Here is a 21189-nt window from a genome sequence, read left to right on the forward strand (position 1 = left end):
CAACAACCTACAGACAATATACATTATTAAAAAAATTTATTTTAAAATAACTGTTTTTGGTTTTCAATAAATGTTAAGCATGATAGAATAAATATTGCATATTGAAATGTTATTATAAAGGGAGGATTTAATATGTATCCAAAGAACAAGCGGGATATAATCATATTCTTATTTATGCTCATCTGCGTTTCGCTTGCAGGAGAATTAAAAATTCATCCTTTTGATGGTGCTTTTGCTCAATTCCAAGTCAGTTTGGGTTCTCCCGTATTCCTTCTGTTTATTCTTTCTATACATAATGCATCCTTTACTTTTATTGGTGTATGTATGGGAATTTTTGTGGTCATTTTCCGGGCGGCAATAGATATTTATACCGGTGGGATTAATTTTGGGCAGGCAGTTTGGCTGCATGTGGCGACTTTTTTCTATTATTTTGTTTATGCCGGATTTTTCTCTATCCCCAAATTTAATCATGTCTGCATATATGATAAGGCGTTGCAGATAGCTGGTTGGTCGATTTTGGCGGAAGTGGCTGCCAGTGTTGCTGAACTTTCGGCAACTTGTATAGCATTGTCAGGGTTATGGCAATTTCCTACGCCGGCAATGATTGTAAAAATAACGTTAATAGCTATTTTAAGATGTTTTTTTATTTTGAGCTTTTTCTTTTTGGCGCAGATTTATACTATGGAAGTGCGTATGAAACAGGAACGACGGGAAAAAGAAAGTATGCTGATGTTAGTTACCAATGTTTACAATGAAGTGGTACAGTTAAGTGAATCGCAAAAAAATGCGGAAGAGACCACTCGTGAATGTTATAAAATTTATGAAGAACTGCAAGCACATGCAAAAAACGAGCCGGAGAAAAATTTAGCGCAAAAGGTGTTAAATATTGCGGGGACGCTGCACGATATAAAAAAAGATAATCAGAGGGTTTACGCAGGGCTTATGGCAATTACCAATAATCGTGATAAAAAACTGGATGAATTTCTACCGATAAAAGCAATTGCAGAGCTGAGCGTAAATTTGCATAAAAAATATGCGAAATCACTTGCTAAGGAGATCGCTTTTCGGGTACGCCTGAATGGAGATATACCACCACTTCATGTTTATACATTGCTTTCTATGGTAAATAATATAATGTCGAATGCGGTAGAAGCGGTTAATAAAACAGGCACTATTAGGTTATTTGTAAGCAGGGAAGAAGATATGCTGCGTATTTTGATAACAAATACGGGAAGTTTTATTGCGGCGAATAGATTGGGTTTAGTCTTTCAACCAGGCTATACGACAAAGTTTGACAGTAAAGGGAATGCTTCAACGGGTGTAGGCTTGTCTTATGTCAAAAATCATGTTGAAAGACTGGGCGGTTCAATAACAATAAATTCAGATGGGATTGACAGTGTTGAATGTACATTGCAGATCCCTCTGAAAAAATTGGCAAAGGGATGAAGATGGATCTATGAAATTTATGATTGTAGATGATGATAAGGCTGTATGCACCATGTTGCAGGATATTATAGAAGATTATGAACTCGGAGAAGTGGTAGTGGCATTAGATAATGCAGTATCATTAGACAATAAGTTCTTGCGGTTGAAAAAAATAGATATATTAATAATTGATATGCTTATGCCTGTGCGTGACGGAATGCAGACGGTAAAAGATATAAAAGGCGACTTTAAAGGAAAAATTATTATGTTATCACAGGTAGAAAATAAAGAAATGGTGGGAAAAGCTTATGCGGCTGGCGTTGATTATTATATTACAAAACCCATCAATCGAAATGAAGTTGTCGGCGTAATACGGGCGGTCAGTGAACATACTTGTTTAAAAAATTTTGTTGATAATATTAGAATGGGATTGCATACAGTATATAATCCTGAAGAAGTTAAGAGAAATTCAGAAAATAGGCCTTTTTCCATAGTTGAAAATGGTCGCTTCATATTAAAAAATATGGGAATTGATAGTGAGGCCAATAGTCAGGAAATCTTGCTAATGTTGCAGCAGCTAGAACAGGATAAAATCGGAGAGATAGAGGAGTTTCCGTCTTTGAAAAGTATTTTTTCACGCTTGGCCTTGGAAAAGAAAGGCAAAGATGTGCAGAAGGATAGCAAAGCCATTGAGCAGCGATTGCGCAGAACTATTTTTCAGGCGATGGTAAATATCGCGTCTATAGGCATTGTCGATTTGACAAATCCCAAGTTTGATGACTATGCCTCACGTTATTTTGATTTAGCAGAGGTATATGCGTTGATGCGCAGTCTGAAGCAAGGGGAGAAACCACAAATAACGCAAACGCATATAAATAGTAAAAAATTTTTGCGAACATTATATATCGAATGTAGTAAAAGAGATGAAATATAAAAAAAGCTCCTGCGATTATGCGACAAATTGTAATAAAATCTGTCATATAATTACAGGAGCTTTTTATAGTGAAAATTTTTATATACGTGAAAAAATGTGTCAGATGAGGAAACGGGCAAGGAAAGACTTTGCACGTTCTGTTTTAGGCGCTGAAAAAAATTGGTCAGGCAGGGCATCTTCTATAATACTGCCATCGGCCATGAAAATAACACGATCGGCAACTTCCTTGGCAAAATTCATTTCATGTGTGACGATTATCATGGACATACCTTCGTCAGCTAACTTGCGCATAACATTTAAAACATCGCCTACAAGCTCAGGATCAAGTGCTGATGTGGGTTCATCAAAAAGAATCATCTTAGGCTGCATGGCCAGTGCACGGGCAATTGCCACACGTTGCTGCTGCCCACCAGAAAGAGAAGTAGGCATTGCATCAGCTTTATCAGCCAGGCCAACTTTTGCAAGCATTGCTTCGGCACATTCACGGGCTTCTTTTTTCCCGGTCTTTTTCACAAGACGTGGCGCCAGCATAATATTTTCCGCAACTGTTTTTAAGGGAAATAAATTAAAATGTTGGAAAACCATGCCGACTTCTTCACGCAGCTGCCGTATATCAAATTGTTTGCCCAGAATATCTTTTCCTTCATATAATATCTTACCTTCAGTAGGTTTTTCAAGAAGGTTCAGGCAGCGGAGCAGCGTACTTTTACCAGCACCGGAGGGACCAAGGATACAAGTCACGTCTTTAGTTTGGAATGAGAGGTTAATATCATTGAGTACAGTGTTTTCCTGATATTTTTTCTTTAGATGACGTACCTCCATCATTTTGTACCAACTCCCATTTTTTTCTCTAAAAGACCTAAAATTACTGTTAATATAGAAATTAAAAATAAATAAAATACTGCTAAAGTGGTATAGCTTTCGACAAGGTTAAAAGATGTGGCGGCGTACTGTCCTGCCTGATAAGTCATTTCTGCTACACCGATGACGGTAAGAATGGACGTATCTTTGATAGTGATAATAAATTGGTTGCCGAGAGCGGGCAGCATATTTTTAAATGCTAGGGGAAAAATTAAGTGCGTGATGACTTGCAGGCGGCTAAGCCCTAAGGATAATCCAGCTTCCCATTGACCGCGCGGGACACTTAGGATTGCACCACGTACTATTTCAGAAATATAAGCACCGGCGTTTATGGAAATACAGATTATGCCCGCCAGATTACGGTCAAAAGGAATATCCAGTATACGGGGAAGTACAAAATATATGTACAGTGCCTGGACGATTATCGGTGTGCTGCGTACCAACCATACATAAAAACTCATTATTTTTTTCAGAATACAATGTTCTGTTGTGCGAATATAGCCAGTAATTAGCCCGATTATAAAGCCGATGATGATACCCGAGACTGCTATGTATATAGTGAGCTGCATACCCTCTGCGATACGGGGGAAAACAGTCATTACACCATTCCAATCGAACACAAGCAGTTCCTCCTTTTGTGATGATTATTGTTTGGTATGTATATATGAAATAAGATAGTGGGGTGAGAAAGAACTTTTAACAATATACTCAGAAAATGCAGGCTTTTGATATATTATTCAAAAGCCTGCACATATTTTTCGGATACTATTCAGAAGCCTTCGTGCTCAGCCACTTTTCTTGTATTCTATCTATAGTACCATCATCTTTCAATTCTTTCAATGCCTGATTTACCTGTTCAATGTATTTACTGTCCTTCGGGAAAGCAAAACCACATGGCACTTTTTGTACTTCGTCACCTACTATATGTAGAGTGCTGTCAGGATGGGTCTGCAAATAATACAATACATTGGGTGTGTCATAAAGAGTTGCGTCAGCGGCACCTTTTTCTACTTCTAGATATGCTGCCGATTGTTGAGGGAAGACGACAACATCAGCATCAGTATAATTCTTGGTCACATATACATGTGCAGCTGTGCCTTTTTCTACAGCAATTTTCTTCCCATGCAGGTCATCCATGCTCTTGATAGGTGAGTCTTTTTTTACGGCAGCATGTAGTCCGGCATAATAATATGGATCGCTGAATCCTATTTTTTTCTTGCGTTCATCAGTTATGCTGATCTGTCCCGCTGCCATGTCTATGTCTTTGTTTTGGATGGAAATAAGCATAGGATCATATTCCATGACCTTTAAATTATAGGTAAAGCCGAGCTTTTGGCTCAAGGCATCGATTAAGTCAACATCATAGCCGATTTGTTTACCATCCTGATCCTGATACGAAAAAGGAGCATATGTACCTATCCCTATTGTCAGCTTTTTTCCTTTCAATGAACTGTCTTCCTGTGATGACTGGCTGCCGCAGCCGACGATGGCAAGAGAAACTGCCAATAATGATACGGCACATACAATAAACCGTTTCCAGCTTTGCTTCATAAGTAAATCCCCCTCTAAAATATATAAAAAGGCGCCAATAATACGTTCTGTTTTGCGCATCATTGCCGCTTTTTATTGTAATGTATTATTTTGGAATCAATCATTGCGGAAAATTATATTATCCACTAATAAATACTACTTTTTTAAATTCAACGGATATTTAAATTTTCCTGTCTTTATTTATTAATTTGTAAACTTATTATCTGGGTAAATGATTTGAATGCTTTGGTTATTTATTGGTAAATAAACGAATTTTTTAATGAAGAAATAGACATTTGCTTTTATAATATTTTTTAGAAAAGTATTGACGAAGACAGACATTTGCGCCAATATTAAAGTTAAAAATTATAAAAGCATGTAACATAAATATAGTATATTATATATATAAATTATGCAAATTTTATTTGAAATGAGGATGGGGTATGGAAGCTGCTGAAAAAAAGACACAATATCTGACGATAGGGCTTGCCCTTGCTATTTTTATGTCGTCACTTGATACGAGTGTGGTAAATGTGGTACTGCCGACATTGGTAAAGGTCTTTAAAGCATCTTTTGCCCAGGTGCAGTGGGTCGTACTGAGTTATTTGCTGGTTATTTCGTCTGTTATTGTCGGCGTAGGGAAAATTGGCGATATATTTGGTAAAAAACGACTATGCCTTATCGGCGTATTTATCTTCACTGCGGCCTCTGTACTATGCGGTTTGTCAGAAAATATTTTACTTTTGATTGGTAACCGTGCCATTCAAGGCGTGGGTGCGGCAGTGATAATGGCATTGAGTTTTGCCATAGCGCAGGAGGCAATACCCAAGGATAAGATAGTCAGGGCAATGACGATATTGACTGCCATGATATCGTTAGGGTTTGCCGTCGGCCCTACTACGGGAGGCTTCTTTATTGAAAGATTTGGCTGGCAGTCTATCTTTTTTTTCAATCTGCCGATTGGGATCATTGCTTTTTTGTTGATAAAAGAGGCTCTCCCTGCTGACCAGAAACAAAAAAATAATGGTTTTGATATAAAGGGAATGGTCAGTTTGGCTACTGCCCTTGCAGCATACATATGGGCTATGACCTTAAGTGAAGTGTATGGATTCCTGTCTATACAAGTGGGGTTATTACTGCTAGCAGCATTATTTATTGGCAGCTATTTTATTTGGGTGGAAAAGAGAGGAGAAGCTCCATTAATTCCTTTATATATATTTCGTGATAAGATATTGAGTGCGAGTCTTATTGCCAGTGTTTTCGTCTACTCCAATATGACCTGTGCGCAAATGCTGGCCGCGTTTTTTCTGGCAGGGGTGAATGGTTTTTCTGAGCTGCAAATAGGTATTGCCTTGTCCGTAGGCCCTGTAATAACTACTGTATGTGGCTTTATTGCTGGTTATCTGGAAAAATACTTTACCGAACGCAGTATTATGGTCATGGGCATTTTGATAATGGTTTTGGGTAACCTATTTATGACAACAATGGAAGCTTCAAATTCGTATTGGGATTTTTGTTGGCGGATAGCCTTTATGAACGGTGGATTGGCTTTTTTCCAGACACCAAATAATTTGCTTGTTATGGGAAATGCCGCTCCTGAGCAGCGTGGTATAGTTTCTGGTCTACTGGCATTGGGAAGAAATCTTGGACTTGTTACGGGAGCTGCCGTAATGAGTACGATTTTTGCTCTTTTTATCATTAGAGCTGCAGGAGCAGAGGCAACGAATGCAATGGCCGATCCGAAAATACTAGTCAGTGCGTATCATTATACATTCTTTATAATGGTGGCGTATATGTTACTGACCGCTATAGTACTTGTTTATGGTATAAAGAAAAAGGAAACAGTATAATAAATGAAGCCCAGCATGTAAAAATCCTTTTTTACATGCTGGGCTTTTCTAACATTAGATAAAGTAAAATTGCTAACTAATATTTTGTTTTGCAACAGGAAGAAAAATCAGAAGAAGAAGTCAAGACGACCATAGATAGCATTATAGTCAGCATCATTGCCATTATAGTCAGCAGACAATCTTTTACCTTTGTAGTATTCCACCATAGCCATAACGTTGCTAGCTACAGCATAATCTACACCAATCTGCCAGCCTTTAGTATCACGTGCACTGATATCATAGGTAGGCGCGATAGTAGCAAATTGGCCGAGGTAACGATAAGTAGCATAAATATCATAGGAGCCAGGTTTGGTTACATCAGCACCTTTATATTTTAAAGTTACGTCGTAAGCCTTGCTTTGGTCATCGCCGTTGTAATTAGCAGCTTCATCCATATCACTTTTTGCGTAAAGGCCAAATAATTGAACATTTTTGTCAAATTTGTAACCTAAGCCGCCAACCCAGAAATTGGTTTTGTCAGCGTCAGCTTTAGCAAATCTGGAAAAACTATTAGAGCCATTAGCAGGGGTTATATTTTGTAATGAATAATAACTTGCCAAAGCACTTAGACCTTTATCTTTGGCTTTATGGCCAATTTCAAAAGCGGCATAGTCACCAGTCCCATCATAAGCATAATTGGAAACACCAACATTGGCATTAGCATTATAGTCATAACGGCCAATAGTGGCTTTGGCATAATTGGTATTATCTTTACCAAGATTCCAATTGAATTCTGCACCACTGATACTACTATCAATGATCATACCGGTACCAAAAGTATTATCACTGTAAGTAGGAACTTTACCTAACTTAGCATCAGCACCAAATAGAGGACCTTCCACAAAAATACGGTCAACTACGGTGTCGCTTTTGTCACTGCCACCATTATTGTTTTGGTCATTTACGCTGCCACCGTTATTGGCGGAGCCTGCATTGGAATAATATCTAATGCGGGCATTTGCTGTCCAGCCGGAATTTCCAATGAAAGCCTTTGGTTCGAGACGCAGTTCATACTGTGTATCGTTTGTTCTGTCTTGGTTTGCTGCTGTATCATCTTTTATACCGCGGTAATAATATCTGAGTCTGCCGCCCCATTTGACATTGTCTGATTTCTTTTCGAGATCGGTAACGCGAACACCGAGGTTGTCGAGTTCTTCGGAGAATTCAGCAGCAAGTTTATCAACTAAAGCTTTATCAGCTTTGTCGATGTCGGTCTTGGTCATGGCTTTAGCTACCATTTGTGCCATTTCATAGCGGGTCATAGTCTGGCCGCCTTGATAAGTGCCATCGGGATAACCGTTGACTACACCGTCAGCAGCAAGCTTTGATACAGCGTCATAAGCCCAGCTGTCAGCCGGTACATCGCTAAAAGGATTAGCTGCAGCAAAAGTAGTGCTAGCAGCGCCGATTACCAATGCGCCGGTAATCATTGATACGAGAGTTCTTTTTTTCATTAAACTTCCCCCTGAAAATTTTTTATATTCAAAGCGGAGGAAAATCAGTTGAGACACCTTGTTTCCTCAAAATATTTTCTCCGCATTTAAATATCATTAAGTATTCTATTGTATTAGTGCAAAATAAAAATAATGATATTATATTAATATCATGACGCTATATTAACATTGTTTTTAAAACAGCGCAATATTTTTTATAGAAAATCATACAAAATTAACATATCTATAACATGGAATGGCTATTTTGACTGTTTGAAAAGACATTTGCATAGAAAAATGCTGGTTAAACGTATATGCAAAAAAGTGAAAATGAATCTATGCAAATGATAATTATAATCAATAACAACGATATATAAATTATGTCCTACCCATTTTCTGGATAGCTGGTAACAGAATTATTGAATGAAATTTATTCTTTGATATTATATTAATTAGAAAGAAAATAAAATGTAATGATAAATGGATAGGTAATATGGTAGTTACCGGGTAATGTGTTGCCTGTTTAAAATATGAAGGCGAAGTAATGCATGACTTAAGAAAATAAAGTATTTTATTTTCTTGCGTTTTAATAAAATGATGGTTGATTATATAGAATATTATGATAGAAAAATGCGGCAATAAAGCAATGGTGGGTTAGATTGTCTACTTAAACAGTAAATAAATATGAACGAAAAATTGATGAAAAATGTCAATATCCCTGCAATAACAGGTATTGCAGAGGAGAAGAAAATTGTAAAAAAACCTTGCCTTTTTTTTAACAATGTGGTAGTATATGCACAGGCTTAAAAGAGAGGTAATGAAAAGGTTGAGGAAACGTGGATACTCATACGGTTTTCCTTACTGAAATTTTAAGCAATAAATTTTAGGAGGAATTTTTTATGACAAAGAGAACTCTTGTATCAATGATTACTGGTGCTTTAGTAATTGGTGCTGCTAGCACTACTTTTGCTGCAGCTAATCCTTTTAGCGATGTACCGGCTGACAGCTGGGCTTATGACGCTGTATCAAAACTTGCTGCTGATGGTGTAGTTAATGGTTATCCCGATGGTACTTACCAAGGCCAGCAGACAATGACCCGTTATGAAATGGCTCAGATGGTAGCTAAAGCCATGACCAAGACCGACATCGATAAAGCTGATAAAGCTTTAGTTGACAAACTTGCTGCTGAATTCTCCGAAGAACTCGACAACCTCGGCGTTCGTGTTGCTGATCTCGAAAAGAAATCAGATAACGTTAAATGGGGCGGCGAATTAAAGTATTATTATCAGGGCGACAAAGATGATACTAATAGAAATGATGACGGAACAAAGAAAGATCGTACTAATGATACACAGTATGAATTCCGTCTTGAACCAAAAGCTTTTATCGGTAATTCTGGTTGGACAGCTAATGCCCGTATCAGATATTATTCAAACTCTGCTTCTGCCAATAATGGTGGTAGTATAAATGCTCAAAATCATAATGGTGGAAATGATAAGAGTGATACTGTTGTTGACCGTATTTATGTAGAAGGACCTTTGTTCGGTGCTGATACTAAATTAGGTAAACTTGATACTTACAGTGATGATGTCTTTGGTTCAGGCATGATCATCGATGATAACGTTAGTGGTGCTCAGTTCGACTGGAAATTTGGCAAAGACAAAAACAATTATGTAAAAGCTGTTGTTGGTCGTTATGATTTCGACCATGATGCTAATTTGGGCAGAGATGCTTCTAATGGCGGTGCTTATGATGGTACTGGTGATTATGGTTCTTTTGAAGTCGGCCATGCTGCTGAACATAAAGGTTTAAGTTATTTGGCAGGCTATTACACTTTAAGAAACTTTAATGAAGATTATGATAGCGTTAATCCTGATGGTAGTCGTAACTATTCAAATAGTTTTGCTTATGGTGATACCGGTAATGGTGATGGTAACTTAGTAAAAGGTAATTCTGATAACAATGGTATCTGGTCAGCAGGTTTAGGTTATAAATTCAGTGATGACTTTAATTTGTATGGCGTTTACGCAAAGAGTAATCTTGATACAGTAGACGGATACAAAGGTGACGATCAGGATAGAGCATATGATATTACCTTATCTTATAAAGGTGCTGATCCTTCTCAGGCTGGTACTTGGGGCTTGTACACCGCATATCGTTATCTTGGTCAGTTCGCTACTATTGCTCCTACTTATGATGCAGCGGCTCGTGGTTATAAAGGCTGGGAAGTTGGCGGTCAGTGGACTGTTGCCCAGAATATCTTAGCTTCTCTGCGTTACTTCAAAGGTAAGAATTTGGCTGCTGATTATGACAATAATGATGCTGACTTTAACAGAATCTATGGTTCAGTTGAATTCTTCTTCTGATCTTAGGTCTTGATAGTTTTAAAAATATTGATCATGGCTTGATGGGTCGTGGTTTGACAGCCTCCGTTAATAAACGGAGGCTGTTTTGTTATGATTTATAGTTGCTAGAGCGATTCTTTTATGATATAATGTGTGACGGTGTAAAAAACACACACGTATTTGTGCTGGTACTGTGCCTGAAATAGGGTTTACACGGCAAAAAAGGTACGTGGAGGAAAAAAACAGGAGGTGCACCTATCATGGCAGTTATTTCCATGAAACAATTATTAGAAGCAGGCGTTCATTTCGGTCATCAGACCAGACGCTGGAATCCGAAAATGGCTAAGTACATTTTCACAGAAAGAAATGGTATTTATATCATTGACCTGCAAAAGACGGTTAGAAAAGTTGATGAAGCATACAACTTTATTCGTTCCGTTGCTGAAGCAGGCAAGTCAGTATTATTTGTAGGCACGAAAAAGCAGGCTCAGGAGTCTGTTAGAGAACAAGCCGAAAAAGCTGGCATGTACTATGTAAACGAAAGATGGCTCGGCGGCATGATGACAAACTTCGGTACTATCAGAAAGAGCATCAACCGTTTGAAAGAACTTGAAGCGATGGAAGAAGACGGCACATTTGAAGTGCTCACAAAGAAAGAAGTACAGATGCTTCGCCGTGAAAAGGATAAACTGGAAAAAGCTCTCGGTGGGATAAAAGAAATGGATAAGCTGCCTGGTGCTTTATTTGTTATCGATCCACGCAAGGAACGTATTGCGGTTGCTGAAGCAAGAAAACTGGATATTCCTATTGTCGCTATCGTTGACACCAATTGTGACCCGGATGAAATCGATTATGTTATCCCTGGTAACGATGATGCTATCCGCGCCGTAAAACTTTTGACTGGCTGTATGGCAGATGCTGTGCTTGAAGGCCGTCAAGGCGGCGAAGACGATGAAGAAGTTCAGCCGGAAGATAATGAAGAAGGAAAAGCTTAATTAAAATAAATGCGAATATAAAAGGGGTAAGGGGGAAGTTAGCCCTTTACCCCTTTTTTTACAGGAGGAATTTTATCAATGGCAAAAGTTACGGCAGCAATGGTAAAGGAATTGCGTGAACAGACAGGTGCTGGAATGATGGATTGCAAAAAGGCATTGACTGCATGCGATGGCGATAAGAGTAAGGCAGTAGATTTTTTGCGTGAAAAGGGTTTGGCTTCGGCTGCTAAAAAAGCCGGCCGTGTAGCGGCTGAAGGTGTCGTTACCTCTTATATCCATGGCAATGGCCGCATCGGTGTGCTGGTCGAAGTAAACTGCGAAACTGATTTTGTCGCAGGAACACCTGATTTTAAAGAATTTGCACGTGATATAGCGATGCAGATCGCTGCTGCTAATCCTAAATATGTACGGCGTGAAGAAGTCAATGAAGCCGATCTGGAACATGAACGCAAGGTTCTGCGCGAACAGGCTTTGGCGGAAGGAAAACCGGAAAAGATCGTAGAAAGAATGGTAGAAGGCCGCATTGAAAAATACTATAAGGAAATCTGCCTTATGGACCAGCCTTATATCAAAGATCCTGACCAGAGCGTTTCTGATTTAGTAACGGCAAAAATCGCTAAAATTGGCGAAAACATTTCTGTTCGTCGTTTTGTGCGTTATCAGCTTGGTGAAGGTATCGAAAAAAAGACTGATGATTTTGCTGCTGAAGTTATGGCGGCAGCCAAAGGCTGAGTCTGACATAGTATAGAAAAATTAAAAGAGAACACAAATTTGTGTTCTCTTTTTTGAAGATATGAGATATCATATAAAGTATGAGGAATTTGTGCCTAATTCACAATTTAATATTGGACGGAGGATATGTCAGTGACGGTAAAACAATATAAGCGTGTAGTATTGAAGTTGAGCGGAGAAGCTTTGGCAGGAGATGAAGGGTTTGGTATAAATCCGGCGGTGGTAGAATCGATAGCCCATCAGATAAAGGACGTATATGAACGCGGCATTGAAGTGTGTATAGTAGTCGGTGGCGGCAATATCTGGCGCGGACTTGCTGGCAGCGCAAAGGGCATGGACAGGACTACTGCTGATTATATGGGCATGTTGGCGACTGTCATGAACTCTTTAGCTATGCAGGACGCACTGGAAAAGATTGATGTAAACACACGCGTCCAATCAGCTATTGAAATGCGTCAGGTGGCTGAACCATATATAAGAAGACGGGCTGTACGCCATCTGGAAAAGGGACGTGTGGTCATATTCGCTGCAGGAACCGGTAATCCGTATTTTTCCACAGACACAACAGCTGCATTGCGTGCCGCGGAAATAGAAGCGGATGTCATTTTAATGGCCAAGAAGAATACTGACGGTGTATATGACTGCGATCCAAATAATAACCCTAATGCCCACAAGTTTGAAACGCTTGAATATATAGAAGTCCTGCAGCGCGGTCTGGCCGTTATGGATGCTACGGCGACAAGTTTGTGCATGGACAACAAGATTCCTCTTATCGTCTTTGATATTGATAAACCGGGTAATATTTTAAAAGCTGCATCGGGTGAATGTATAGGTACAATTGTCGGAGGAAAAATGTGAGATGGTAAAAGATATATTTAATTCGAGTGAAGTTCATATGAAAAAGACCGTTGAATCTTTAAAAAGAGAATACGGTTCTTTGCGTGCAGGACGGGCTACACCTGCATTGCTGGAAAAAGTAATGGTCGACTATTACGGGACACCGACACCTATCAACCAGGTTGCCAATGTTTCGGTGCCAGAACCAAGAATGCTAGTTATTACACCATGGGAAAAGTCAATGCTGCATGCCATTGAAAAAGCTATTATGAAATCAGAACTGGAACTTAGCCCTAATTCTGACGGAAATGTGGTACGTCTTGCGATACCACAGCTTACGCAGGAAAGACGTACCGACCTGGTAAAAACGATAAATAAAAAGGCAGAAGATGCTAAGGTAGCTTTACGCAATGTTCGCCGTGATGCCAATGATTCGATTAAAAAGTTGGAAAAAACAAAAGAAGTAGCGGAAGATGAAGCAAAAAAAGCACAGGAAGATGTGCAGAAACTTGTTGACAAATACGTCAATGAAATAAATAATATAAAAACAGCAAAAGAAAAAGAAATAATGGAAGTCTGATTTATGAAATATGTGGGACAGTTTTTAGCTGATGCTGTTTGGGATTTACAAAAGCAAAAATGTAAATTTACGGTAGATTATACTATTCCTCCCGATAAAGGCTATTTTAAAGTCGATACAGACGCTTTGTATGTAGTGAGGGAAAAATACGATAAAGATGGTGTGCTGCAGCTCATAGCTGCAGCTAAGATGCGAAGGGAGGTGTGAAGTATGGCATATAAAATCACTGATGAATGTATATCCTGCGGTGCTTGTGCTGCAACTTGTCCTGTTGGCGCAATCGCTGAAGGCGACAAGCATTATGAGATTGACGAAGCTTCCTGCGTGGAATGTGGTGCATGTCAGGCTGGCTGTCCTGTATCAGCTATTGAAGCTCCCTGATTAGAAGTCCCTCTTCTCTTTATATTTTAAGGAGAGGGACTTATTTTGTATTACCAACGACAAAGAGGTTGCCAGGTTATGTGGAAAAAGTTTTTTTATAAAAGTGAAAATAAGCAGGATCAGGCAGAAATGACCAGCGTGAGAGATGACATACTGCCAGCGCATATTGCTATCATCATGGACGGTAACGGCAGATGGGCAAAAAAACGAGGCCTTCCCCGCAAAGCAGGACACAAAAAGGGTGTTGACGCGTTACGGGAAATAGTAAAGGCTGCCTGTTCTATTAATATAGAATTCCTCACTGTCTATGCCTTTTCAACGGAAAATTGGAAAAGGCCGACGACAGAAGTCAATTTTTTGATGAAATTATTTTCTTATTATTTGCATTCAGAAATTGACGAGATGAACAAAAATAATGTGCGGCTTAATTTTATCGGCTGTTTGACAGAGCTATCGGGAGAATTGCAAAGGCAGATTAGGCAAGGCGAAGCAAAAACGGCTGCCAATACTGGCCTTAATTTAAATATAGCGGTAAATTACGGTGGACGCGACGAACTTGTGATGGCTGTAAAGGACGTGGCACAGAAAGTTTTAACTAAAGAAATAGAGTTAGATGATATAGATGAGAAAATGGTAGATAACAGCCTTTATACTGCGCATAAACCGCCGATTGACCTGCTTATCAGGACAGGTGGAGATATGCGTATCAGTAATTTCCTCTTGTGGCAGTGCGCCTATGCGGAATTTTGGTTTACTGAAAAAAATTGGCCAGAGTTTACACCAGAGCAATTTATGCGGGCAATAGCAGACTACCAAAAAAGAGACCGGCGCTTTGGCGGCCTGGACAATGAGTAGTAATACGGAGGACTGTTTTGGGAACGAGAATTATATCGGGAATAATTGGTATTGCAGCGACGATTGTTATTATAATGTACGGCGGTTTTTTATTTATGTTTTGTATAGCAGCTTTGGCTGTATTGGCTTGGCTGGAATATGTGCGGGCTTTTGCCAAAATAGATATAAAGCTTTCTTTGTGGGTAGGGATGGTCTGTATTATCGGGTTGGTATTGAGCGGAGCAGGTATGTCTGCCGCTTTTATACCACTGTTGATGCTTGTGCTGACACTGCTTTTATTCGAGATGGTATTTTGCCATAAAAATTATTCGGCGATTGCAGCTTGTGTAAGTTTTACGGGAGTTCTTTATATCGGCAGCGGTTTTTATTATATAATGCAGTTGCGTCTTGGTTTTCCCGGCCAAATATTGACAGATGGCGGTATGCAAACAGGTTTTTTGCTTTTGTGGCTGACACTTATAGGTACTTGGGCAAGTGATACGTTTGCTTATTTTACAGGCTTTTTTTTAGGACGGCATAAGCTCTGTCCGTCAATCAGTCCCAAGAAAACAATAGAAGGGTTTATCGGTGGACTTATTGGTACAGTCGTGGCAGTTACCATCATAGGCTGGTACATTAGCTTTCCTTTATGGGCAATGGCAGTCTTGGGCGCATTTATAGCTATTACTGCTACTTTAGGAGATTTGGTCGAATCAATATTTAAACGGTATACGGGCATAAAGGACTCAGGAAATTTGATACCGGGGCACGGTGGAGTGCTTGATCGGTTTGACAGCTTGTTATTTACTGCGCCGCTTGTATATTATTTTTATATTTTCGGACATACATTTTTATCGTACTAGATGTAGAGAGTGCACGGAAAGGGAATTTTGATGAAGAATATTTCTGTATTGGGTTCTACCGGTTCTATAGGAACGCAAACTTTGTCAGTGGTAAGGCAGCATCGGGATTTGTTCGCAGTGAAAGCACTGGCAGCAAATAATAATGATGTACTGTTAGAACAGCAGATAAATGAATTTGTGCCTGATATGGCGGTTTTATATAATAAGGATGCGGCTGCAAGACTTGCTGCAAGGTATACAGGACCTGTAAAGATACTTTCAGGTGAAGAAGGACTGCTGGCAGCTGCCACGGGTGAAACGTTTGATACGGTTGTTACTTCTTTGATGGGGTTTGCCGGTTTAAAACCAACATTGGCGGCAATAGAAGCCGGTAAGAACATTGCTTTGGCCAATAAGGAAACTCTTGTTGTGGCAGGGGAACTGGTGATGGCTATGGCTAAGAAAAAAGGGGTTGACATACTACCTGTCGACAGTGAACATTGTGCCATTTTTCAATGTTTACAAGGAAATGACAGAAAAACAGTTAGCAAACTTTTATTGACAGCCTCTGGTGGTCCTTTCCGCGGCAAAAAAATAAACGAGCTGGAAAACGTATCAGCAAAAGAGTGTTTGGCACATCCAACTTGGTCTATGGGAAAAAAGATAACCATAGACAGTGCTACTTTAGTCAATAAAGGACTAGAAATAATTGAAGCACACTGGCTTTATGATATGCCTTATGATAAAATTCAAGTAGTAGTTCATCCGCAGAGTATAGTTCATTCAATGGTAGAATATATAGATGGCACTGTCATTGCCCAACTGGGGACAACTGATATGCGGCTGCCTATCCAATATGCACTTACTTATCCTAAAAGAGTTGCTTTAGCAGCAAAACGGCTTGATTTTTGGCATTTGTCTAGATTGGATTTCGCAAAACCGGATACAAAGACGTTTAAGGGAATTGATTTGGCATATGCGGCAGGACAAATAGGCGGAACGATGCCATGTGCCCTGAATGCAGCTAATGAAGTGGCAGTTGAAGCATTTTTAAATGGCAGGATAAAATTTCTTGATATTTATTCTATAATAGAAACAGTTATGCAAAAGCATAAACCTGTATATGAAGTGTCAGCTGCAGCGCTTTTTGCGGTAGATGCTGAAGTACGCAGCTTTGCGGGTGCTTTGCTAAAAAAGATGCAATATAAATGATATGTTGCGTATAAATAGATAAATATACCGGAGTAGCACTTCAAATTGGCTTTGCCATTTTGTTTTTTTAGATGCTACACTATGGGCAGGATGAAAATAATATATCTGGATTTGATCGACTGGATTTTGTCAGAAAGCGATTAGACAGATTAAATTTGAGATAATGGAGGATTGTATGGGTTTTAGTATAACTATGCTTGTAGCTGTGGTAGTTGTATTTGGTATATTGGTTCTGGTACATGAACTAGGCCATTTTGTTACAGCAAAACTTACAGGTATGCGTGTGGATGAATTTGCCATAGGTTTTGGCCCAAAGCTGCTCAGTTTTAAATACGGAGAAACTGTGTATTCCATAAGGAGCATACCGCTGGGTGGTTTTAATAAAATTGCGGGGATGGAACAGGATGATACGGATGCCGGTGACCGGGCTTACTGGGCAAAACCAGTATGGCAGCGGATGATCGTTATAGTGGCTGGTGCATTGATGAATATAGTGCTGGCATATGTTTTGATTGCAGCGGTGCTTTTTAGTTCGGGTATACAAACGCCAATAAAAGAAGCTCAGTTGGGCAGCGTTGTTGCCCAGAAACCGGCTGCGCAGGCAGGCCTTGAAAAAGGTGATGTCATAGTTGGCATAGACGGTGAAAAAATAGATACATGGAATCAATTCGCGGAAAAAGTACGCTCTGCAGATGGTAAGGTCTTGCATATCCAATATCTGCGCAATGGAGAAAGTAAAACTACGAATATTATTCCTGAATATGATAAAACTGCTAAACAGGCAATGGTAGGTGTCGTTGCAGCTACAGCAAATACACCGGTAAGTTTGCCGCAGTCTTTATTGCTGGCGGGAAAACAGGTCTGGTTTATCACGTATACAATGGTTGCTTCTCTTGCCGGTATGATTATGGGGACAGTGCATGCTGACCTCGCAGGACCTATTGGCGTTGCTGCTATCATTGGTGAGGCAGCACAGGTGGGCTTCCAATCGGTGCTAAATATAATGATTTTACTCAGTATAAATCTGGGTATTATCAATTTATTGCCGATACCGGCACTTGATGGAGGTCATTTCTTCACATTGCTGATAGAAGCTGTAAGAGGAAAACCGCTTAGCCCGGCACTTATGCGCAAATCGCAGTTTGTGGGGATGGCATTGCTTTTGATGCTGATGTTTTTTGCTACTGCCCAGGATTTTTCCCGTTGGTTTGGTTGATTTTACAGTAAAAAAATGGGAGAGCGACAGGAAAGATGATAGAGAGAAAGCTCACACGACAAATTCATATAGGAAATGTAAAGATCGGCGGAGGCGCTCCTGTTTCTGTTCAATCTATGACCAACACCAAGACCACTGATACGGCTGCGACCATTGCCCAGATAAAGGCATTGGCCGCAGCTGGTTGTGATATTGTGCGCATGGCTGTGCCGGATAAAGAAGCCGCCGAAAATATAAGTAATATAAAAGAACGCACGGATGTACCGCTTGTCGCTGATATACATTTTGATTATCGTTTGGCTCTGATTGCCATAGAACGTGGGATTGATGCCTTACGCATAAATCCAGGGAATATAGGTGATAAGGAACGTGTCCAAAAGGTAGTAACAGCGGCTAAAAAAAGAGATATTCCTATTCGTATAGGGGTAAATGCCGGCTCACTTGACAAAAAAATACTCCAAAAGTATGGGCGTGTTACTGCACAGGCAATGGTGGATAGTGCGATGGAACACGTACGGATTTTGGAAGATATGGATTTCCATGATATTAAAATATCACTTAAAGCGCATGATGTGCCATTGACTATTGATGCATACAGGCTGATGAGCAGGACTGTGAACTATCCGCTTCATTTAGGAATAACTGAAGCAGGGACTGTTAATACAGGCGTGATAAAATCAGCAGTAGGCATAGGTACTTTATTAGCAGAAGGCATAGGGGATACTTTTCGGATATCGTTGACGGGAGATCCTGTCAACGAGGTAAAAACAGCCAATGAAATACTAAAGGCTTTGGGACTTAGGGAATATGGGCCTACTTTGGTTTCGTGCCCTACCTGCGGCCGCTGCAATATAAATTTAGCTGGTATTGCTGAACGGGTCGAGCAAAAATTGGCCTCTGTTGCGGTACCGATAAAAGTGGCTGTTATGGGCTGTGTTGTCAATGGTCCTGGTGAAGCTAAGGATGCTGATCTCGGTATTGCTGGCGGCAAAGGAGAAGGATTGCTTTTTTGTAAGGGAAAGATAATAAGGAAAGTACCAGAAAATGATCTGGTACGGGAATTATTTAAGGAAATAGATAAAATAGCAGCATATAATAATAGATAAGAGGAGTTTTGCAATTGCGCGCGTCTAAACTTTATGCACCTACATTGAGAGAAGTTCCGGCAGAAGCCGAAATTCCGAGTCATCAGCTTATGCTTAGAGCTGGTTTTATAAGAAAAGCAGCAGGTGGAGTATATACATATTTACCGTTGGCATGGAGAACTTTACGTAAGATTGAGCAGATCATACGTGAAGAAATGGATGCGGCGGGTGGACAGGAAATAGCTATGCCTATCATGCAGCCTTCCGAGCTTTGGAAAGAATCGGGACGCTGGGAAGTATTTGGCGAAGAAATGTTTAAGCTAAAAGACAGGCATGGCCGGGAATTTTGTTTGGGCCCTACACATGAAGAAATAATAACAGATTTAGTACGCAATGAAGTTCGTTCTTATAAGCAATTACCATTGCTGCTTTATCAAATCCAGAATAAATATCGTGATGAAATACGTCCTCGTTTCGGTCTTATGCGCGGACGGGAATTCATTATGAAAGATCTGTATTCTTTTGATAAAGATGAAGCGGGACTCGATATCTCATATAAAAAAATGTATGACGCATACACTAAGATATTTTCCAGATGTGGTTTGGTCTTTCGTCCGGTGGAAGCCGACAGTGGAGCTATCGGCGGCAGCAATACCCATGAATTTACAGCTTTGGCGCAGACCGGTGAATCAGAAATCGCTGTATGCACAAAATGTGATTATGCGGCTAATGTAGAAAAAGCCGAATCGACTGTACTTTATCCGGAAGATGAAACTGAACTGCCTTTGGAAAAAAAGGCTACCCCAAATACAAAAACGATTGAAACTGTTATTGAATATTTGCAACTGCCTATTGAAAAAAGTATTAAGGCAGTGGCCTTCCAAGATGAAAAAGACAAGCTTATTTGTGTTTTTGTCAGAGGCGACCACGAAGTGAATGAAGTGAAGGTACAAAATGCTGTAGGGGCGATCAGCTTGCGTATGGCTGATAAAGAAGCTATCTTGGCAGCTGGTGGTGTGCCCGGTTTTATGAGCCCAATTGGACTACGCAAGGGAACCGTGGTTATTGTTGATGCAACCGTCATGGAAATGAAAAATGCCTGTTGCGGAGCGAACGAAGTAGATATGCATTATATAAATGCAAACCCTAAGCGTGATTTTGGTGAAGTGCTGGTTAAGGATGTACGCCTTATGCAAAAGGGAGATGCTTGTCCGCACTGTGGAGCACCTGTGCAGATAACACGCGGTATAGAAATAGGGCAGGTGTTTAAACTGGGCATAAAATACTCCAGTGCCCTGCGGGCCACTTTCTTGGATGAAAATGGTCGGGAAAAACCATTAATAATGGGATGTTATGGTATCGGTGTGAGCAGAACTATGGCTGCGGCGATAGAACAATACCACGATGAAAACGGTATAATCTGGCCTAGGGCTATTGCTCCGTATGAAGTGGCATTAGTACCGGTGAATGCCAAAAATGAAGCACAAATGAAGTTGGCAGAAAAGATTTATGCCGGTTTGCAGCAAGCGGGTATAGAAGTGCTTTTAGACGACAGAAAAGAACGGGCTGGCGTGAAGTTCAAGGATGCTGATCTCATCGGCTATCCTGTACGTGTGACAATAGGACCGAAGGCTGTAGAAGAAGATAAAATAGAAGTAAAAGTTCGTAAAACAGGTGAGTTAGTTTATTTTACCGAAGAAAATTACGAAGAAGGCATAAAGGCTTTATTGGCAAAGCTTTGATTGACCATAAAAGTTAGAATAACTTTGTTAGAAATCTTATATGTAAAAACAGCACTGGAGAAAGTGATTTCTTCAGTGCTGTTTTGTAGTTTTACCCTAATTTAATGACTTGTTAATTATTGGGAGATATTATTTTTTTTCGGTCGTTTTCTGTGAACGTACCCCCGCCTAAAGAGGCGGGAGCTTCCTGATTCTACGAGAACCGCACTGCAATTCCGAGGAACTGCGGCGACTTACACTCTCTCCACAGGCGTAGATTTCCGTGCGACCCACGGTATTTTTACGAGTTTCGTCAGGCAGACATTCGCCTGGCTTC

Annotated in this window: 20 protein-coding genes; 16 read left to right on the forward strand and 4 right to left on the reverse strand. The window is 40.0% G+C overall.

What is annotated here, in order from left to right; genetic code table 11:
• The first annotated feature begins 132 nt into the window (after nt 1–132).
• Complete coding sequence (locus tag EDC37_RS10035; protein WP_132550933.1) at nt 133–1446, forward strand: sensor histidine kinase; 1314 nt, start codon at nt 133–135, stop codon at nt 1444–1446.
• A gap of 10 nt (nt 1447–1456) precedes the next feature.
• Entirely contained in the window at nt 1457–2359 is a 903-nt protein-coding gene (locus EDC37_RS10040; RefSeq protein ID WP_132550935.1) for a response regulator, read from the forward strand.
• Between the two features lie 99 nt (nt 2360–2458).
• On the opposite strand, the gene EDC37_RS10045 is transcribed toward EDC37_RS10040, so the two are convergent.
• The 3 genes from EDC37_RS10045 to EDC37_RS10055 form a co-directional block, all read right to left on the reverse strand.
• Nucleotides 2459–3184, reverse strand: a complete 726-nt coding sequence (locus tag EDC37_RS10045) for an amino acid ABC transporter ATP-binding protein (RefSeq protein ID WP_132550937.1) — start codon at nt 3182–3184, stop codon at nt 2459–2461.
• A complete protein-coding gene (locus EDC37_RS10050; protein ID WP_196589932.1) occupies nt 3181–3840 on the reverse strand; it encodes an amino acid ABC transporter permease in 660 nt (219 codons plus the stop codon). The genes EDC37_RS10045 and EDC37_RS10050 overlap by 4 nt, the downstream gene beginning before the upstream one ends.
• A 145-nt stretch (nt 3841–3985) precedes the next feature.
• Nucleotides 3986–4771, reverse strand: a complete 786-nt coding sequence (locus EDC37_RS10055; RefSeq protein ID WP_165874503.1) for a transporter substrate-binding domain-containing protein — start codon at nt 4769–4771, stop codon at nt 3986–3988.
• A 422-nt stretch (nt 4772–5193) separates the two neighbouring features.
• On the opposite strand from EDC37_RS10055, the gene EDC37_RS10060 reads away from it, so the two are divergent.
• Nucleotides 5194–6600 carry an MFS transporter gene (locus tag EDC37_RS10060; RefSeq protein WP_132550941.1) on the forward strand — a complete coding sequence of 469 codons (1407 nt, stop codon included), beginning with the start codon at nt 5194–5196 and terminating at the stop codon, nt 6598–6600.
• 107 nt (nt 6601–6707) lie between these two features.
• On the opposite strand, the gene EDC37_RS10065 is transcribed toward EDC37_RS10060, so the two are convergent.
• Entirely contained in the window at nt 6708–8093 is a 1386-nt protein-coding gene (locus EDC37_RS10065) for an S-layer homology domain-containing protein (protein ID WP_132550943.1), read from the reverse strand.
• Between the two features lie 878 nt (nt 8094–8971).
• On the opposite strand from EDC37_RS10065, the gene EDC37_RS10070 reads away from it, so the two are divergent.
• The 13 genes from EDC37_RS10070 (at nt 8972) to EDC37_RS10130 (ending at nt 20873) form a co-directional block, all read left to right on the forward strand.
• A complete protein-coding gene (locus tag EDC37_RS10070; protein ID WP_132550944.1) occupies nt 8972–10438 on the forward strand; it encodes an S-layer homology domain-containing protein in 1467 nt (488 codons plus the stop codon).
• A 239-nt stretch (nt 10439–10677) separates the two neighbouring features.
• Nucleotides 10678–11412, forward strand: coding sequence for a 30S ribosomal protein S2 (gene rpsB / locus EDC37_RS10075; protein WP_132550946.1), 735 nt, complete (start codon nt 10678–10680; stop codon nt 11410–11412).
• 78 nt (nt 11413–11490) lie between these two features.
• A complete protein-coding gene (gene tsf / locus EDC37_RS10080) occupies nt 11491–12144 on the forward strand; it encodes a translation elongation factor Ts (RefSeq protein WP_132550948.1) in 654 nt (217 codons plus the stop codon).
• A 132-nt stretch (nt 12145–12276) separates the two neighbouring features.
• Nucleotides 12277–13002 (forward strand): UMP kinase, encoded by a 726-nt coding sequence (gene pyrH, locus EDC37_RS10085; RefSeq protein ID WP_132550950.1) that lies wholly within the window; start codon nt 12277–12279, stop codon nt 13000–13002.
• Nucleotide 13003: 1 nt separating this feature from the next.
• Nucleotides 13004–13561: a ribosome recycling factor gene (gene frr, locus EDC37_RS10090; RefSeq protein ID WP_132550952.1), complete on the forward strand. Its 558-nt coding sequence runs from the start codon at nt 13004–13006 to the stop codon at nt 13559–13561.
• Nucleotides 13562–13564: 3 nt separating this feature from the next.
• A complete protein-coding gene (locus EDC37_RS10095; protein ID WP_132550954.1) occupies nt 13565–13768 on the forward strand; it encodes a hypothetical protein in 204 nt (67 codons plus the stop codon).
• Between the two features lie 3 nt (nt 13769–13771).
• Nucleotides 13772–13942 (forward strand): DUF362 domain-containing protein, encoded by a 171-nt coding sequence (locus EDC37_RS10100; protein WP_132550956.1) that lies wholly within the window; start codon nt 13772–13774, stop codon nt 13940–13942.
• A gap of 78 nt (nt 13943–14020) precedes the next feature.
• On the forward strand, nt 14021–14797 hold the full coding sequence (locus EDC37_RS10105) for an isoprenyl transferase (protein ID WP_132550958.1): 777 nt from the start codon (nt 14021–14023) through the stop codon (nt 14795–14797).
• Between the two features lie 17 nt (nt 14798–14814).
• Complete coding sequence (locus EDC37_RS10110; RefSeq protein WP_132550960.1) at nt 14815–15639, forward strand: phosphatidate cytidylyltransferase; 825 nt, start codon at nt 14815–14817, stop codon at nt 15637–15639.
• 30 nt (nt 15640–15669) lie between these two features.
• Nucleotides 15670–16830 (forward strand): 1-deoxy-D-xylulose-5-phosphate reductoisomerase, encoded by a 1161-nt coding sequence (locus EDC37_RS10115; protein WP_132550962.1) that lies wholly within the window; start codon nt 15670–15672, stop codon nt 16828–16830.
• Nucleotides 16831–17005: 175 nt separating this feature from the next.
• Nucleotides 17006–18046, forward strand: a complete 1041-nt coding sequence (rseP, locus tag EDC37_RS10120) for an RIP metalloprotease RseP (RefSeq protein WP_231040119.1) — start codon at nt 17006–17008, stop codon at nt 18044–18046.
• A 35-nt stretch (nt 18047–18081) separates the two neighbouring features.
• Nucleotides 18082–19152, forward strand: coding sequence for a flavodoxin-dependent (E)-4-hydroxy-3-methylbut-2-enyl-diphosphate synthase (ispG, locus tag EDC37_RS10125; RefSeq protein WP_132550964.1), 1071 nt, complete (start codon nt 18082–18084; stop codon nt 19150–19152).
• 14 nt (nt 19153–19166) lie between these two features.
• The gene (locus EDC37_RS10130) at nt 19167–20873 is read left to right on the forward strand and encodes a proline--tRNA ligase (protein WP_132550966.1); all 1707 of its coding nucleotides are present in this window, start codon (nt 19167–19169) and stop codon (nt 20871–20873) included.
• The last annotated feature ends 316 nt before the right edge of the window (nt 20874–21189 follow it).

The sequence above is a fragment of the Pectinatus cerevisiiphilus genome (assembly GCF_004341685.1).
GTDB lineage: Bacteria > Bacillota > Negativicutes > Selenomonadales > Selenomonadaceae > Pectinatus > Pectinatus cerevisiiphilus.